The 15,914-nt window shown below is 66.0% G+C and carries 13 protein-coding genes; 9 read left to right on the top strand and 4 right to left on the bottom strand.

The window, feature by feature from the left end; translation table 11 throughout:
- Positions 1-36: 36 nt before the first annotated feature.
- Together GDR53_RS07840 and GDR53_RS07835 are read right to left on the bottom strand one after the other, a co-directional pair.
- Positions 37-324, bottom strand: coding sequence for a DUF1150 family protein (locus GDR53_RS07840; RefSeq protein ID WP_193337500.1), 288 nt, complete (start codon positions 322-324; stop codon positions 37-39).
- A 15-nt stretch (positions 325-339) separates the two neighbouring features.
- Positions 340-759 carry an Hsp20 family protein gene (locus GDR53_RS07835; RefSeq protein WP_193337499.1) on the bottom strand — a complete coding sequence of 140 codons (420 nt, stop codon included), beginning with the start codon at positions 757-759 and terminating at the stop codon, positions 340-342.
- 120 nt (positions 760-879) lie between these two features.
- On the opposite strand from GDR53_RS07835, the gene GDR53_RS07830 reads away from it, so the two are divergent.
- Positions 880-1,713 (top strand): glycosyltransferase family 2 protein, encoded by an 834-nt coding sequence (locus GDR53_RS07830; RefSeq protein ID WP_193337498.1) that lies wholly within the window; start codon positions 880-882, stop codon positions 1,711-1,713.
- Between the two features lie 54 nt (positions 1,714-1,767).
- Here GDR53_RS07830 and GDR53_RS07825 read toward each other — a convergent pair whose 3' ends face one another.
- Together GDR53_RS07825 and GDR53_RS07820 are read right to left on the bottom strand one after the other, a co-directional pair.
- On the bottom strand, positions 1,768-2,088 hold the full coding sequence (locus GDR53_RS07825; RefSeq protein ID WP_193337497.1) for a hypothetical protein: 321 nt from the start codon (positions 2,086-2,088) through the stop codon (positions 1,768-1,770).
- 139 nt (positions 2,089-2,227) lie between these two features.
- A complete protein-coding gene (locus GDR53_RS07820; protein ID WP_193337496.1) occupies positions 2,228-2,548 on the bottom strand; it encodes a hypothetical protein in 321 nt (106 codons plus the stop codon).
- Positions 2,549-3,070: 522 nt separating this feature from the next.
- Between GDR53_RS07820 and rpmI the strand changes: the two genes are divergently transcribed.
- From rpmI to addA, 8 genes are all read left to right on the top strand, one after another.
- Positions 3,071-3,271 (top strand): 50S ribosomal protein L35, encoded by a 201-nt coding sequence (gene rpmI / locus GDR53_RS07815; protein ID WP_035099236.1) that lies wholly within the window; start codon positions 3,071-3,073, stop codon positions 3,269-3,271.
- A 20-nt stretch (positions 3,272-3,291) separates the two neighbouring features.
- The gene (rplT, locus tag GDR53_RS07810) at positions 3,292-3,696 is read left to right on the top strand and encodes a 50S ribosomal protein L20 (RefSeq protein WP_193337495.1); all 405 of its coding nucleotides are present in this window, start codon (positions 3,292-3,294) and stop codon (positions 3,694-3,696) included.
- 228 nt (positions 3,697-3,924) lie between these two features.
- Positions 3,925-5,055, top strand: a complete 1,131-nt coding sequence (pheS, locus tag GDR53_RS07805) for a phenylalanine--tRNA ligase subunit alpha (protein WP_193337494.1) — start codon at positions 3,925-3,927, stop codon at positions 5,053-5,055.
- A 4-nt stretch (positions 5,056-5,059) separates the two neighbouring features.
- The gene (locus GDR53_RS19925; protein WP_193337493.1) at positions 5,060-6,103 is read left to right on the top strand and encodes an ASCH domain-containing protein; all 1,044 of its coding nucleotides are present in this window, start codon (positions 5,060-5,062) and stop codon (positions 6,101-6,103) included.
- 12 nt (positions 6,104-6,115) lie between these two features.
- Positions 6,116-8,536, top strand: a complete 2,421-nt coding sequence (gene pheT, locus GDR53_RS07795; RefSeq protein ID WP_193337492.1) for a phenylalanine--tRNA ligase subunit beta — start codon at positions 6,116-6,118, stop codon at positions 8,534-8,536.
- 191 nt (positions 8,537-8,727) lie between these two features.
- Positions 8,728-9,444 carry a nucleotidyltransferase family protein gene (locus tag GDR53_RS07790; RefSeq protein WP_193337491.1) on the top strand — a complete coding sequence of 239 codons (717 nt, stop codon included), beginning with the start codon at positions 8,728-8,730 and terminating at the stop codon, positions 9,442-9,444.
- Positions 9,441-12,458: a double-strand break repair protein AddB gene (addB, locus tag GDR53_RS07785; protein ID WP_193337490.1), complete on the top strand. Its 3,018-nt coding sequence runs from the start codon at positions 9,441-9,443 to the stop codon at positions 12,456-12,458. The genes GDR53_RS07790 and addB overlap by 4 nt, the downstream gene beginning before the upstream one ends.
- The gene (addA, locus tag GDR53_RS07780; RefSeq protein ID WP_193337489.1) at positions 12,455-15,886 is read left to right on the top strand and encodes a double-strand break repair helicase AddA; all 3,432 of its coding nucleotides are present in this window, start codon (positions 12,455-12,457) and stop codon (positions 15,884-15,886) included. The genes addB and addA overlap by 4 nt, the downstream gene beginning before the upstream one ends.
- The last annotated feature ends 28 nt before the right edge of the window (positions 15,887-15,914 follow it).

Below are 15,914 nucleotides of genomic sequence, written 5' to 3'. Positions count from 1 at the left end.
TGTCCGGAGGGTTTTGTCGTTTCGGGAGAAGAGCGGCTAATGCAGCGTCGCCAGGCCCAGATTGTTCTCGCCCAGCCAGTCGCTGACGGAATCTTCGGTATCGGTCACCAGCAGCGGCGTGCCATCGGCACCCATCAGCAGCTGATACTCCGCCTCGGCCTCGAACACCGCGTCTGTGATCATCGTGCCAAGCACGGCGCCGCTGACGGGCCGCATATAGGCGACGGCGTCCCCGCCCAGCGCGGCAAATTGCGCGCGGGTCAGCGATTTCAGCGGATGGATGACGCGATTGGCGGCGGCCATTTCATTTCGTTTTTCATGCATGGGTCGGCCCTTTCCTCAGACTGAGCGAATTTCGATACGGCGAGCGATCTTGGGCGTCTGTGGGCGCTCTATGGCAATAACGAGCATACCATGCCCCAAAGTTGCATCCTTCACGATCATGCCGTCGGCCAGCAGGAAGGCGCGCTGGAACTGCCGTGCGGCAATGCCGCGATGCAGGAACTCCCGCCCGGTTTCATCCTTCTGCTTGCCGCGCACGATGATCTGGTTGTCTTCGGCCATCACTTCGAGCTCGTGAGCACCAAAGCCGGCGACCGCAATGGACACCAGAAACTGCTCGGTGCCCGCTGCATCGACGGTGCGCTCTATATTGTACGGCGGATACCCGTCGGCGGATTTGGCCAACCGGTCGACACGCTCCTCGAAGCTGTCGAAGCCGAGGAGAAATGGGGCGGAAAATACCGAAATACGCGACATGCCAGCCGTCCTTGATCATCAAGCAACGTATCGACCCGCGACCCGATAAGTGTGGCATCGCGCGTCTGGCTGAAATATGGGACCTCAACGCGCTTCGTTCAAGGTCAGGATCTGGTCGCCATGTCGCAGGCTGTTTCCATCATCACGCCGGCCTTCAAGGCGCAGGCCACCATTGTCACCACCGTGCAGAGCGTGCTGGCCCAGACCCATGCCGATTGGCAGCTCTGGCTGGTCGCCGATGACGGCTTTGACTATGCCGCCTTCCTGGCCGCCGCGGGCATCGCCGATCCCCGCATCATCTGCCTGGAGAGTGGCGGTCTGGGCCTGGGCGCCTCGCGTGCCCGCAATGTGGCGCTCGACCGCCTCGCTACCCCCTATGCCGCCATTCTCGACGCCGATGATCGCTTCAAGCCGCAAAAGCTCGAACGCGCCGTGGCCGCTCTGGCTGACCATGCCATCGTCACCACCGCCCTCGATGTCATGGATGACAGCTTTCGGCACCTGCGCTTTGTCGGGCAGGGGCCAGACCGTCTCCTGACCCCCGGCCAGCACAAATGGGTGAGCCTGTCGATGGATTCCATGCTGGTCTGGGATCGCCGCCGCGCCGATGGCCGCTATGACCCCACCATGAGCAACATGACCGATCTGGAATTTCTGCTGCAGCTCTATGGCCAGGTGCCGGCTTCTTTCCATCTCGGCACGCCGCTGCATGACTACATCAAGCGCGCCGCCTCGATGAGCAACGGCGCCAATGTTGCCGCCGGCATGATGCAATCCAAGACCACCCTGCTGAAGCGCCTGGCCGGCAATCACTATGGCCTGCCGGCAGCCGAACTGCCCGGGCTGACGCGCTTTCTCGAGATTTCCCTCACCGCCGAGCCGCTTTACGGCCCGGCTTTGGCCGCCCGGCCCGGCCTGCTGTTCGAGGATCACCTCGAGCCACGCCTTGCCTGAACGAAAAAAGCCGGCCCACGAGGGGCCGGCCATGCTGTCGCGACGGATCAGGTCTTACAGCGCGTAGAGGGTCAGGCTGTTCTGGTCGCCGCTGACGCCGACGATCTGCTCGAGCGTATAGCCCTGGCGTTCAACGGCATTGAGCAGGCGGGCATTGTTCTTGACGCGGGCCTGGACCGAGGCGACGTCATTGTCGAACTTGAGCGTGAAGGCTTCGTTGGCATTGACCTGCAGCACGGTCGCGCTGCCGGCTTCCTGGATCGAGCCGAGCGAGCTCACGCCGTCCATGACGTCATAGGGGCTGGCAGCCAGGGTTGCAGTGGCGCCGCCGGCCAGCAGCGTTGCGGTCAGGGCGAGAATCTTGAGAGTGGTCATGATGATATCCTTTGGGTGATGATGGGACTGCCCGAAGCGGACCGGCATGGGCCGGCCGTCGACCCGCTCGGGTCGCTGGGCAGTTCTGGTCTGCAGAGAGGGGAGGGGGCGGCTCAAGCCGCCCCTGGCTGTCGACTTCTTACAGTGCGTAGAGGGTCAGGCTGTTCAAGTCGCCGGCGACACCGACGATCTGCTCGATCGTATAGCCCTGGCGCTCGATGGTCTCGATCAGGCTTGGGTTGTTCTTGACGCGGGCCTGGACAGAGCTGACGTCATTGTCGAACTTGAGCGTGAAGGCTTCGTTCGCATTGACCTGCAGCACGGTAGCGCCGCGGGCTTCCTGGATCGAGCCGAGCGAGCTCACGCCGTCCATGACGTCATAGGGGCTGGCAGCCAGGGTTGCAGTGGCGCCGCCGGCCAACAGGGTTGCGGTCAGGGCGAAGGTCTTGAAGATGTTCATTTTGGGTAATCCTTTGTGACGCTGGGTAGAGGTCGTTTGTGATCTCGGGAGGAGTTACGCTCAGCCCCCCACAAAGGTTTCACTGGGTGTTCGTATAAACTGAACACTCACGCGTGATAACGTCGAAAATGTTTCCTGAAATTGCCGGGCGCTCCGGGGTTTAGCGCCACCCGGGTGCCAGATTGTCGCATGCCGCGCCAAACCGGCCTTTTTGACCGACCTCTTGTTTACGTCTGACAATCCCGTCTGGATTGCCACCTCGACCCGGTCCCCCGGTCACCCGTTCGCGGGCATGGCACGGGGCCGAGCCGCCCTTGACTTGCCGCGGGTCCGGCCACCGGCTGCCGGCAGGGGTGATCAAGGCGGGGCCAGCGCGCGTTTGCAGCCCCTGGGGCTCTTGCTCTGCGCCCGCTTTCCGCCTATAGAGCCGACTTCTCCGGATCGCCCGGCCAACAGGCATGCCGTGGCGATCTCTGAATGCGATGGGCCAAATCCATCCAATCTCTTATAAGGACCCGCAAAATGCCCAAGATGAAGACGAAATCTGGCGCCAAAAAGCGTTTCAGTTTCACAGCGACCGGTCGTGTCAAGGCAGGCGTCGCCGGCAAGCGCCACCGCCTGATCAACCACAATGCCAAGTACATTCGCACGAACCGCGGTACCAAGATCCTGTCCAAGGGCGACGAGGGTCTGGTCAAGTGGTACATGCCGTACAATCGCTAACGCTGAAAGGAAGCTGACACATGTCACGCGTTAAAAGAGGCGTTACCAATCACGCCCGCCACAAAAAAGTTCTCAAGGCTGCAGAAGGCTATTATGGCCGCCGCAAGTCGACGATCCGTATCGCCAAGCAGGCCGTCGAAAAGGCCGGCCAGTATGCCTATCGCGATCGTCGTATCAAGAAGCGCAATTTCCGCGCCCTCTGGATCCAGCGTATCAACGCTGCCGTGCGCGATCAGGGCCTGACCTATGGTCGATTTATCGACGGCCTCAGCAAGGCTGAGATTGCCGTCGATCGTAAGGTGCTGAGCGATCTCGCGATCACCCAGCCTGAAGCGTTCAACGTGCTGGTCGCTAAGGCCAAGGCTGCTCTGGCATATCTCGAGAGCGTGGACACCGTTACCCACGCCCGCGTCACCGCCGCCTAACTCTCCCCCGCCCTGCTGAGGTCGAATTTGACGCCTTGCGCTGCCCTTTGGGCTGGCGCGGGGCGTTTTTCTTTGCCCTTCGAGCCTGCCATAGGCAAATCGCTCCGATGGAGCGCTTCAGGTGAGAAGGCTATGAGAGCGGCGCTCAAAGGGCCAATCTGCACTTTCCACCTGACTCCGCGCATTCAAAATGCTCTAACGCAGCCAACCGAATTGACGAGAAATACCATGTCCCTGGATACCCAGATCGATACCCTGCGCACCGACCTTGGCGCGGCCATTGCCGCCGCCGCCGATGAGGCCGCGCTTGATGCCGTCCGCGTTGCCGCGCTGGGCAAGAAGGGCAGTGTCTCGGCGCTGCTGGCTTCGCTTGGTTCCATGGCGCCAGAAGAGCGCAAGAGCGCCGGCCCGGCCATCAACGGCCTCAAGGCCGAAATTGCGGGCCTCATCGAGGCCCGCAGCGCCGCGCTCGGCGCCGCCGCCCTCGACGCCCGCCTCGCGGCTGAAACCCTCGACATCACCCTGCCGCTGCAACCGGCGCCCACCGCGCGTGGCCGCATCCACCCGATCAGCCAGACCATCGACGAGATCACCGCGATCTTTTCCGACATGGGCTTTTCCATCGCCGAAGGTCCCGATATCGAGACCGACTATCTCAACTTCACCGCGCTCAATTTCCCCGAGGGCCATCCGGCTCGGGAAATGCACGATACCTTCTTCATGAAGCCCGGCCCCGATGGCGTCAAAAAGGTGCTGCGCACCCATACCTCGCCGGTGCAGATGCGCGTCATGCACAAGACCAATGACAAGCCTTCCGCCGCCTATCTGACCCCCGCCATGGATCCGCCGATCCGGGTGGTCATGCCCGGTCGCACCTATCGCAATGACAGCGACCAGACCCACACGCCCATGTTCCACCAGGTCGAAGGCCTGGTGATCGACAAGTCCAGCCATATCGGCCAGCTGCGCTGGGTGCTCGAGGAATTCCTCAAGGCCTATTTCGAGGTCCCCAACGTCACCCTGCGCTTCCGCCCCAGCTTCTTCCCCTTCACCGAGCCATCTATGGAAGTCGATGTGCAGTGCGATCGCTCCGGCGCCGAGGTCAAGATCGGCGAAGGCAGCGACTGGCTCGAAATCCTCGGCTGCGGAATGGTCCATCCCAATGTCATCGCCAATGCCGGGCTCGATCCGGAGATCTACCAGGGTTTTGCCTGGGGCATGGGCATCGATCGCATCGCCATGCTCAAATACGGCATGCCGGACCTGCGCGCCTTCTTCGACGCCGACCAGCGCTGGCTCGACCACTACGGCTTCCGCCCGCTGGATCTGCCGACCCTGTTTGGCGGCTTGAGCAGCTAGACCAATGGTCGACCTCCCGCCCCTTTATGCCGACGCCGTCCAGTTCAGCTTCGGCGACTCGCCCGAACTGGCCGATGAACTGCTGGCTTTGGTGCTGGCCGGCAGGAAGACCGCGACCTGTGGCGCGCTGCGCGACTATGGTCCCGGCGGCGAGCCCATGCCTGAGCCCGGGCGGCGCGATGTGGTGCGCAATGGCGCGGGTGTGCCCGCCTGCGTCATCGAGACGCTCAGCGTCGAAACAAGGCGCTTCGACGATGTTGGCCCGGACTTCACCGACAGGGAAGGCGAGGGCGACTACGCCGCCTGGCGCGCCGGCCACGAGGCCTATTTCGCCCGCAATGGCGGCTTCTCGCCCGATATGGAGCTGGTCTGCGAGACCTTCCGCCTCGTAACCGTGCTGCCGGCCGGGCGCGACGTCTATAACCAGGTCGCCACGCCCATCTTCATCGTCACCGATATCGAAAGCGATGGCCCCACCCCGCTGCACAATTCCATGCTGAGCTTTGCCTCGGTCGCCATCGCCGCCGACGGCACCTCCTATGGCGACTTCGAGGCCCAGCTGCTGCAGCGCCCCGACCGCACCACCAATGAGACCACCATGGAATGGTGGGAAACCCAGCCCGAGGCCTGGGCGGCCGCCACGACCAATGCCGAAGACCCGGCCGTGGTCATGCCGCGCTTTGCCGATTGGGTCGACAGTCTGCCCGGCCCCAAGGTCTTCGTCGCCGCGCCGATGATCTTTGACGGGCTGTGGATGGATCATTATCTCGATGAATATGCCGGCACCCGCGCCCTGTCCGGTCCGTTCAAGGGCCGCCAGATTTTTCGCGGCGGCGGCATCTGCCTTTATACCATGGCCGGCACCCTGCGTGGCGCGCCCTATCTCGACTGGGGCATGAGCAAGCTGCCGGCCGAATTCTACGGTCACATCGCCCATACCCACCGTGCCATCGACGACGCCCGCGGCTTTGCCAATGTGCTGGTCGAACTGTTCAAGATTTCCCGCAGCCTGCCGGCCATTACCGGCAGCGCCAGCGACTTCCGCTAAAGGCCCATATCCATGAAATTCACCCTCGACTGGCTCAAGGAACATCTCGACACCGATGCGTCCGCCACTGAAATCGGCACGACGCTGACCCTGATCGGGCTCGAACTCGAGGCCATGGAAGACCAGGGCAAGGCGCTGGCCAATTTCGTCACCGCCCATGTGGTCTCGGCCGAGCAACACCCCGATGCCGACCGCCTGCGCGTCTGCAAGGTCGATGCCGGCACCGGTGAGCTGATCGACGTGGTCTGCGGCGCCCCCAATGCGCGCACCGGCCTCAAGACCGTCTTTGCCTTCCCCGGCACCTATATCCCGGGCAAGGACATGACCATCGGCAAGGGCAATATCCGCGGCCAGGTCTCCAATGGCATGCTCTGCTCCAATGCCGAGCTCGAACTCTCCGAGGACCACGACGGCATTATCGAGCTGCCCGCCGACGCCCCCATTGGCGTCAGCTATCCCAGCTATGCCGGCATTGACGGCGTGGTCTTTGACATTTCCATTACGCCCAATCGTGGCGACGCCACCGGCGTCTATGGCATTGCCCGCGATCTGGCCGCCTATGGCCTGGGCACGCTCAAGACCACTGATATGTCCCCGGTGCCCTCGCAGGGCAAAAGCCCCATCGCCCCGCTGCCGCACCAGTTCGGCGCGGACGAGCCCAAGGCCATCCGCCGCTTCGGCGGTCGCTATATCAAGGGCGTCAAGAACGGCCCGTCCCCCGCCTGGTTACAGCAGCGCCTGCGCGCCGTCGGCCTGCGCCCCATCAATGCCATTGTCGACATCACCAATTGGGTGTCGCTCGGCTGGGGCCGGCCGCTGCACGCCTATGATGCCGACAAGCTCGACGGCCAGCCCGTGCTGCGAAATGCCCGCAACGAGAGCTTCGACGCGCTCGACAACAAGGTCTATGTCCTCGACGAGACCATGACCGTCATCGCCGACGATACCGGCCCGCTTTGCCTCGGCGGTATCATGGGCGGCATCCGCTCCGGCGTCACCGACGCCACCACCAATGTCTTCATGGAATGCGCCAGCTGGGATCCTGATCTCATCGCCCGCACCGGCCGCAAGACCGGCATCGTCTCCGATGCCCGCTATCGCCTCGAGCGCCATGTTGATCCGGCCTTGACCGATCCCGGCCTCGAGCTGGCGACGCGCCTGGTGCTCGAGCTCTGCGGCGGGCAGGCCATGGAGCCGGCTGTGTCGGGCGAGGACGTCTATGCTGATACCACCATCGACTTCCCGCTCAGCGAAGTGCGCCGCCTCACCGGCCTCGATGTCGAGCCGATGATCGTCACCGCCATCCTCTCCAAGCTCGGATTCGAGCTCACCCCCAAGGGCGATGTCTTCACGGTGAAAGTCCCCAGCTGGCGTCCCGATGTCACCCTCAAGGCCGATCTGGTCGAGGAGGTCATGCGCATGGTCGGCGTCGACAATATCCCGGTCGAGCCGCTGGCTCGGCTGAGCCATGTCGCCCCGCGCATGCTGACCACCATCCAGAACCGTCGCCGCATCGCCCGCCGGGCTTTGGCATCGCGCGGGCTGGACGAGGCGGTCACCTGGAGCTTCATCAGCCATGCCGAAGCCACCCGCTTCGGTGGCGGCCAGGAAGAGCTGCAGTTGGCCAATGCCATCGCCGCCGACATGACCGACATGCGGCCTTCCCTGCTGCCCGGCCTGCTGGCGGCCGCCCTGCGCAACACCAATCGCGGCCTGGATGATCTCGGCCTCTTTGAAGTCGGCCAGGTCTTCCTCTCGGCCAGCCCCGAGGGCCAGCACACCTATGCCACCGGCATCCGCACCGGCACGGCCGGCCTGAATGGCTCGGGTCGTCACTGGTCGGGCAAGGCCGACAAGGTTGGTGTCTTTGACGCCAAGGCCGATCTGGCCGCCGTGCTCGATGCGCTGGGCGTCGATATCGACAAGGTGCAGATCCTGGCCGAACCGGCACCCTGGAGCCATCCCGGCCGCGGCGGCCGCATTGCCCTGGGCCCCAAGGTCACCCTGGGCTGGTTCGGCGAACTGCATCCGGCCTGGGCCACAGCGCTCGATCTGAGCGGCCCGGTCGCCGCCTTCGAGATCGATCTCGACGCGCTGCCCGAGTCGCGCAAGAAGGCTACCCGCACCAAGCCGGCTCTGGCGCTGTCCGCGCTCATGCCGCTCAGCCGTGACTTTGCCTTTGTCGTCGACAGCGCAGTCACCGCCGCCACCATCCTGCGCGCCGCCCGCGGCGCCGACAAGGCGCTGATCCGCGACGTCAATATCTTTGACGTCTTCGAAGGCAGCCATGTCGGAGCCGGCAAGAAGTCCGTCGCCATCGCCGTCACCATCCAGCCCATGGACAAGACCCTGACCGACGAAGACATCGACCAGGTCTCCGCCGCCGTCGTCGCCGCCGTCACCAAGTCCACCGGCGGCGTGCTGCGCACCTGACGCGGCGAACTCACCCCACGCACCGAACCGCCCCTCCCCCTTCAGGGGGCTTCGAACCGGCCGCAGGCAAATCGCTCCAGTGGAGCGATTTTAGGTGAGGAGGCCATGAGAGCTACGCTCGAATGGCGGGGACCCGGGTAGGGGGCAGGGAAGGGGTGGACGAAGCGAGCTAACATCGGTCTTATCCGCCCATGACCGACACCACCGAACCCAGCCGATTCCCCGACGTCATGCTGCTGGCCGCGGGCCTGGGCACACGCTTGCGGCCCATCACCGATTCCATGCCCAAGCCGCTGGTGCCGGTGGCCGGCGTGCCGCTGATCGAGCGGGTCATGGACAATGCCAGGGCCGAGGGCGCCAAGCGCTTCGTCGCCAATGGCCATTATCGCGCCGACCAGCTGCTGGCCCATTTCGGCGGCCTGCTCAAGCTCAGCCGCGAGGAGGACCTGCTCAATACCGGTGGCGGGGTCAAGCGGGCTCTGCCCATGCTGCATTCCGACCCGATCCTGGTGATGAATACCGATGCCTTCTGGCCTGCCGGCAGCGATGCGCCGCTGGCCCGGCTGCTCGCCCGCTTTGCCGCGGGAAAAGCCGAGATCGTGCTGCTTTGCGTGCACCCGCGCGATGCCACCGGCTTTGCCCGCAGCCATGATTTTTGCCTCGCCCCCAGTGGCGAGATCACCCGCGACTATGGCGCCCCGGTGATCTATTGCGGCGTCGCCGTTATGGGCAAGGCGCTCTTCGCCGATACGCCCGATGGCGCCTTCTCGCTCAATGACCTGTTCGATGCCTGCCTTGAGCGCGAAACCCTCTATGGCGTCGCGCTCAATGCCCCTTGGTTTCATGTTGGCGATCCGGCCGGGCTCGCCGAGGCCGAGCGGCGCCTCGCCGCCCCCACCGCGCCATGACCCTCTTCTCCATCGCCCCACATGCCCGCTTCATCGCTACCCTGGCCGATCGGGTCATCGATGGCACGCTATTGGGCGGCGCCGACCAGACCGCGCCCTTCTGGCTCACCGATGTCACCATTGTCCTCCCCACCCGCCGCGCCAAGCAGGCTCTGGCCGATGAATTTGCCCGCCGCGGCCATGGCCTGTTGCCCGATATCCGCACCTTTGGCGGCGAGGTCGAGGACGAAGAGCCTTTCCTGCCGCCCTTCGACGCGCCCATTCCGCTGCCGGCGGCCTCGGGCCTCGAACGCCGGCTAGTGCTCTCCAGCCTCGTCGATCAATGGGCCAATTCACCCGCCGGCCAGCGCGCCTTTTCCAGTCCCCCCACGGCCGGGGAAATCCTCTCCATGGCCGAATCGCTGGGCGTACTGATCGATGATCTGCATACCGAGGAGCGCGGCGCCGCCGAGATCCGCGCCATCGTGCCCGAGATCGAGGCTAATCTGGGCGAATACTGGCAGCAGACGCTGACCTTTCTCGATATCGCCCTGACCTATTGGCCGCTACGACTGGCCGCCAGCGGCCAGGCCGATATCGCCGCCTTGCGCGGCCAGCGCCTCGATCGCCAGGCGTCGGCCACCCCTCTGGTCTATGGCACCCGCCCGGTCATTGCCGCCGGCTCCACCGGCTCGATCGTCGCCACCGCGCGCCTCCTAGCCGCCATCAATGCCCTGCCGCGCGGCGCCGTGGTGCTGCCGGGCCTCGATTGCGCCATGACCCCGGCCGATCACGCGGCTTTGCTCGATCCGGCCAACAATCCCCATGGCCATCCGCAATATGGCTTGGCTAAATTGCTTCGCGCCATGGGCGCTGCCATCAGCGACGTCACCGAACTGGCGCCCACCGACCATCCCCGCACCACTTTGGTCCATCGCGCCCTCGCGCTCACCCGCGACACCGCCCGCTGGTCCACCCAGCGCCTCACGCCAGACCAGCTCGCCCTTGCCAGCCATGGCCTGTCCGTCATCCGCGCTCGCACCGAGGACGAGGAGGCCCGCGCCATCGCTCTCGCCGCGCGCCAGGCCCTCAGTGACCAAAAAACCGTCGGCATCGTCACGCCCGATCGTAATCTGGCCCGCCGCATCGCCGCCGAACTGCGCCGCTTTGGCGTTGCCGTCGACGATGCCGCCGGCGCGCCCCTATTCCAGTCGGCCGCCGGGCGCCTGTTGCGCCAGATCCTGGCGCTGGCGAACAATGGTTGCTCGGCCGTCGATCTCATGGCCCTGCTGCGCAACCGCGCCACCCGTTTCGGGCAGAGCCGCGCCGCCATTTCGGCCTTGGCCGACGCCATAGAGCTGGGCCTGTTGCGCGGCCAGCGCGCCAATCCCGGTCTGGCCGGCCTGCGCCAATTGCTGGCCGCCAATATCGACAAGACCACCACCCATCCGGCCCGCCGCCTCACCGAGGCCGATCGCGCGCCGATCCTGGCGCTGTTCGACCAGATCGAGACGGCGCTGACGCCCCTCTTTGCCCTGCTGGGGGAAAAATCCATCCGCGCCGGCGCCCTGGCCGCTTCCCTCTGCAGCGCCTTTGACGCCGTGGCCGACGGCGCCGAGATCCCGGGTCGCCGCGAACTGGCCGACTGGGCCGGGCAGATGGCGAGCCTTGGTGGCGAGGGCCACAGCTTCCGCCCGCGCCAGCTCGACGGGGTGCTCAGCGCGCTGATGCTGGGCGCCCAGGTGCGCACGCATGAAGAGCGGGGGCAGGACATTGCCATCTGGGGCCAGCTCGAAGCCCGGCTGCAAAATCCCGATCTGCTGATCCTGGCCGCGCTCAACGAGGACAAATGGCCCGAACCGGCCGATCCGGGCCCCTGGCTCAGCCGCGGCATGCGCCTGGCTGCCGGGCTCAACCCGCCCGAGCGCCGCCAGGGTCTGGCCGCGCATGACTTTGCCCAGGCCATGGGCAATCCCCAGGTCATCATCGCCCATGCCGACCGCATCGGCGCCAGCCCTGCCATTGCCTCGCGCCTGCTGCAGCGGCTGCAGGCCTTCGCCGGCAAGGCCACGGCCGATGCCTGGGAAGCCGCCGGCGCCATCTGGCTCGATCAGGCGCGCCGGCTCGATGCGGTGGAGGAGACCAGGCCAGCCCCGCGTCCCCTGCCCAATCCGCCTGCCAGCACAAGGCCGCGCGCCCTCTCGGTCACCGAAGTCGAAACCCTGATGCGCTCGCCCTATGATGTCTATGCCAAGCACGTGCTGGGTCTGCGGCCGCTCGATCCGCTGGGCGACAGTCCCGACAGCCGCGAGCGCGGCACCATCATCCACGACATCTTCGCCACCTTCGTCATCCGCCGTCACGCGGTCACGGCCCCCGATGCCATCGACACGCTGATGGCCATCGCCGCCGACAAGTTTTCCGGCCTCGACGCCATTGGCGAGCGCCGCGATATCTGGCTGCGCCGCTTCCATACCGCCGCCATCCAGTTCCTCGCTTTCGAGCGCGCCCGCGAACCCCTGGTGGCGCAGCGCCACGCCGAGATCGATGGCGAGCTCAGGCTGCATCTGAGCGAGCCCTTCACCCTGCGCGGCCGCGCCGACCGCATCGACGAGCTCGCTGACGGCACCCTTGAGATCATCGACTTCAAGACCGGTTCGCCCCCCACCAAGGGCGCCATGCAGGCCTTCGAGGTCCCCCAATTGCTGCTCGAAGCCCAGATGGCCCAGGCCGGTACGCTCAAGGATGGTATCGCCCCCGCGCCCACCTCGGCCCTCACCTATATCAAGGTCGGCCTCGGCCCCGATGCCTTCACGGCCAAGCCCTTCATCCCCGCCGACGGCTTTGACCTGATGGGCGCTGCCGACGAGATCACGCAGCGCATGCAGCGCCATGTCGAACTCTTCCTGCTGCGCGACACGCCCATGCCCGCCCGGCTACTGCCGCTGCCCGGCCAGCGCTTTGCCGGCGCCTATGATCACCTGTCGCGGCTGGCCGAATGGACTGCTGTCGATGGATCGGAGGGCGAACCATGAGCGATCGCGGCCCTCTCGTCGTCCCTTTCGATACCAGCGCCCACCAGTCGCGCGCCGCCGATCCGGCCTGGTCGATCTGGGTGTCGGCCAATGCCGGCTCGGGCAAGACCTTCGTGCTCACCCGCCGCGTGCTGCGCCTGCTGCTGGCCGGCACCGCGCCCGAAACGGTGCTGTGCCTGACCTATACCAAGGCCGCCGCCGCCGAAATGCGCCGCCGCGTCGCCGGCGAGCTGGCCAAATGGGCTTTGCTGGACGATGCCGAGCTCGATATCGAACTGGCGAAAATCGAGGGCCCCGGCGTGACGCCGGAACTGCGCGAGCGCGCCCGGACGCTCTTTGCCAAGGCGCTCGAAACCCCCGGCGGGCTCAAGATCGTCACCATCCACGCCTTCTGCGAATCGGTGCTGCACCGCTTCCCGCTCGAGGCCGGCGTGCCCTTTGATTTCGCTGTCATCGAGGATGACGAGCGCGCCGCCATGCTGCTCTCCGCCCGCGAAACCGTGCTGTCGCAGGGGCTTGATGTCGATGGCGCGGTGGAAACCTTGTTTCGCACCCTCAGCGACGAGCAGATCAAGAATGCCATCAATGCGGCACTGTCCGATGGCCGCAAACTCAAGCTGGTCCTGGCCGAGCCCGAGCGGGCCAAGGCCAATCTGCGCGCCCTGATCGGCGCGGCGGCCAGCCGCTCGCCGGCCGAACTCGATGCCGCCATCATTGCCGAGCGCCTGGTGACGCAGGATGACCTGAACAAGCTCTTTGCCCTCTGCCCGCCCTCGGGCGGCAATCGCAAGCTCGAGGACAAGCTCGCCGCCATCGACCCGGCCAATCCGTCACCCGCGGCCTGGCTGCGCGCCTTCCTCACCGCCGACGAAACCGTACCCGCCCGTCTCGTCGTCAAGGCGGTCAGCAGTGCCGATCCCGATCTAGCCGATCGGCTGACCGCCGAAGCGGAACGCCTGGCCGAACTGGCCGCCGCCCGCCGTGCAGCCACCCTGATCGAACGCAGCGATGCCCTGCTCGATATCGTCGCCGCCGTCGGCCAGCGCTACCAGGCGCAGAAGCGCGCCCGCTCGCTGCTCGATTTCGACGATCTGGTCGAACGTCTAGCCGATCTCTTCCAGCACCAGTCCGGCGACTGGGTGCGCTACAAGCTCGATTCCGGCATCGACCATATCCTGGTCGATGAAAGCCAGGATACCAATGGCGAGCAATGGCGCGTCGTGCGCGCCATTGCCGAAGAGTATTTTGCGGGGGCAGGGGCCGTCACCCGGCCGCGCTCGCTCTTTGCCGTGGGCGACCAGAAACAGTCCATCTATTCCTTCCAGGGCGCCGAGCCGGCTCTGTTCGGCGCCACCGGCCAGGATTTTGCCGCCAAGGCCGACCTGGTCGATCTGCCCTTTGAGCCCGTGCCACTGCGCACCAGCTTCCGCACCCTGCCCGAAATCCTCGCCGCGGTGGATCTCGTCGCCGATCGCGAGGATATCCAGGCGGCTCTGCTCGAAGCCGACAAGCTGCACCACAATACCGCCCGCACCATGCGCGGCGGTTCGGTGACGCTCTGGCCGCCGGCCCAGCAGGTGGCCGATGCTCCTGCCGGCAGTGCCTGGCCCACCACGGTGCTTGAAACCGAGCGCAGCGCGCCGCGCCAGGTGGCCGAGCGCATCGCCGCCCAGATCAAGGCCTGGATCGACCAGCGCCGCCCGCTCACCGGCCGCGGCCGCGCCGTCACCGCCGACGATGTGCTGATCCTGGTGCAGTCGCGCGGCCCGGTCTTTCAGGAAGTCATCCGCGCCCTGCGCAATGCCGGCCTGCCCACCCCGGGCGCCGACCGCCTTGGCGTCACCAGCCATATCGCCGTCATGGACCTGCTGGCGCTCTGCGACGTGCTGCTCAATCCCGCTGATGATCTGCAACTGGCGGCCCTCTTGCGCTCGCCGCTGTTCGACATCGACGAGGAAACCCTCTTCGCCTTGGCCCAGCCCCGCGCCCGCGGCCAGACCCTCTGGCAGGCGCTCGCCGCCCACGCCCATCCCGCCGCGATCGCCGCCGCCGCCCGCCTCGCCCGGTGGCGCGGAGAGCTCGATTTCGAGCGCCCCTTCGAATTCCTGACGGAAGTTCTCTATGCCGAAGGCGGGCTGCGCCGTTTCCACACCCGCTTTGGCGGCGAGGTCGATGACGTGGTGGCCGAACTGCTGGAGCTGGCGCTCAACCATGAGCAGGGGCCGCAGCCCTCGCTGCAGGGCTTTGTCGCCGACATGCGCCAGCGCTCGGGCACCATCAAGCGCGAGCTGCCCGAATCGGGCGCCGGCGTCCGCGTCATGACCGTGCATGGCGCCAAGGGGCTCGAGGCCCCCATCGTCATCCTCGCCGATGCCGCCGCCAAACAGCGCAAGCAGATGATCGGCAAGCCGGTCTATGTCCTGGCCGAGGCGCCAGGGCCCTTGCTGATGCACGCCGCGGGCACTGCCGATCACGTGGCGACGACCCTGCCCATCAAGCAGGAGGTCGACGCCAATCTCGAGCGCGAATACTGGCGCAAGCTCTATGTCGCCATGACTCGCGCCGAGGACGAGCTCTATGTCACCGGCGCCCTCACGCCCGGCTCGGACGCGGCCACCCAGCTGGCCGGCAGCTGGTATGACGCCATCGACACCGCCCTGCGCCCGCAGGCGCAGAGCCAGACCGATGCCGGCGGCGCCGAAGTGGCTCTGGTCTATCCGCGCGAACGCATCGCGCCGCTGCCGGCCGGCCCAGCCCGTGCCGCCACCGGTCCCGGCCATCTGCCGCTGAGCTTTGCCCCGCTGCCCGAGGCGCAGACTATTACCCTGCTGTCGCCCTCGCTGGCCGGTACGGCCACCGGTCCCGGCGCCGCGCTTGATAGCCTGGCCGAACAGGTGCGCGATGCCGATGCCGCCCGGCGCGAGGGCATTGCTCTGCACGCTTTGCTGCAGCATCTGGGCAAGCTCGATCCGGATATCTGGCCCGCCATCGCCGACAAGGCGCTGGCTGCCCTCTTGCCTGATTCGCCTGCCGACCATCCCCGTCTCGCCGCCAAGGCGATCGCCATCCTGAGCCGGCCCGAACTGGCATCCATCTTTGGTCCGGGCAGCCGCGCCGAAGTGCCCTTCCTGCTGGACATCTCCCGCCATGGCCAGCCCGTGCGCCTCAGTGGCCGCATCGATCGTCTGGTGATTGACGACCACGGGGTAATGGTGATCGACTACAAGTCCGATGCGGTCGTGCCCGGGGGGCCGGGCGCCGTGCCGGGGAACTATCTTACTCAGCTGGGATTGTATGCATTGGTTGCAAGTCAGCTCTTCCCCGGACGGACCGCGCATGCGGCCATTCTCTGGACAACACTGGAATCGTTGATGAAACTGCCCTCAGACGCGCTGGCGGCGGGCACTGAAGGCTTCACCTTGCAGTGATCTGCGTTGTACCCGTGCTGGACTCTCA

Origin of the sequence: Devosia beringensis, from assembly GCF_014926585.1 — a bacterium.
GTDB lineage: Bacteria > Pseudomonadota > Alphaproteobacteria > Rhizobiales > Devosiaceae > Devosia > Devosia beringensis.
The sequence above is the reverse complement of the archived record's forward strand: the minus strand, read 5'-3'. Positions and strand labels throughout refer to the sequence as shown.

Bases quoted from the DNA above. Each gene is read 5' to 3' on its own strand.
- GDR53_RS19925 (WP_193337493.1), top strand. From the start codon at position 5,060: ATGGTCGACCTCCCGCCCCTTTATGCCGACGCCGTCCAGTTCAGCTTC.
- GDR53_RS07835 (WP_193337499.1), bottom strand. From the start codon at position 759: ATGTCGCGTATTTCGGTATTTTCCGCCCCATTTCTCCTCGGCTTCGAC.
- pheS (WP_193337494.1), top strand. From the start codon at position 3,925: ATGTCCCTGGATACCCAGATCGATACCCTGCGCACCGACCTTGGCGCG.
- GDR53_RS07825 (WP_193337497.1), bottom strand. From the start codon at position 2,088: ATGACCACTCTCAAGATTCTCGCCCTGACCGCAACGCTGCTGGCCGGC.
- rplT (WP_193337495.1), top strand. From the start codon at position 3,292: ATGTCACGCGTTAAAAGAGGCGTTACCAATCACGCCCGCCACAAAAAA.
- pheT (WP_193337492.1), top strand. From the start codon at position 6,116: ATGAAATTCACCCTCGACTGGCTCAAGGAACATCTCGACACCGATGCG.
- GDR53_RS07830 (WP_193337498.1), top strand. From the start codon at position 880: ATGTCGCAGGCTGTTTCCATCATCACGCCGGCCTTCAAGGCGCAGGCC.
- GDR53_RS07820 (WP_193337496.1), bottom strand. From the start codon at position 2,548: ATGAACATCTTCAAGACCTTCGCCCTGACCGCAACCCTGTTGGCCGGC.
- GDR53_RS07840 (WP_193337500.1), bottom strand. From the start codon at position 324: ATGCATGAAAAACGAAATGAAATGGCCGCCGCCAATCGCGTCATCCAT.
- addA (WP_193337489.1), top strand. From the start codon at position 12,455: ATGAGCGATCGCGGCCCTCTCGTCGTCCCTTTCGATACCAGCGCCCAC.
- rpmI (WP_035099236.1), top strand. From the start codon at position 3,071: ATGCCCAAGATGAAGACGAAATCTGGCGCCAAAAAGCGTTTCAGTTTC.
- GDR53_RS07790 (WP_193337491.1), top strand. From the start codon at position 8,728: ATGACCGACACCACCGAACCCAGCCGATTCCCCGACGTCATGCTGCTG.
- addB (WP_193337490.1), top strand. From the start codon at position 9,441: ATGACCCTCTTCTCCATCGCCCCACATGCCCGCTTCATCGCTACCCTG.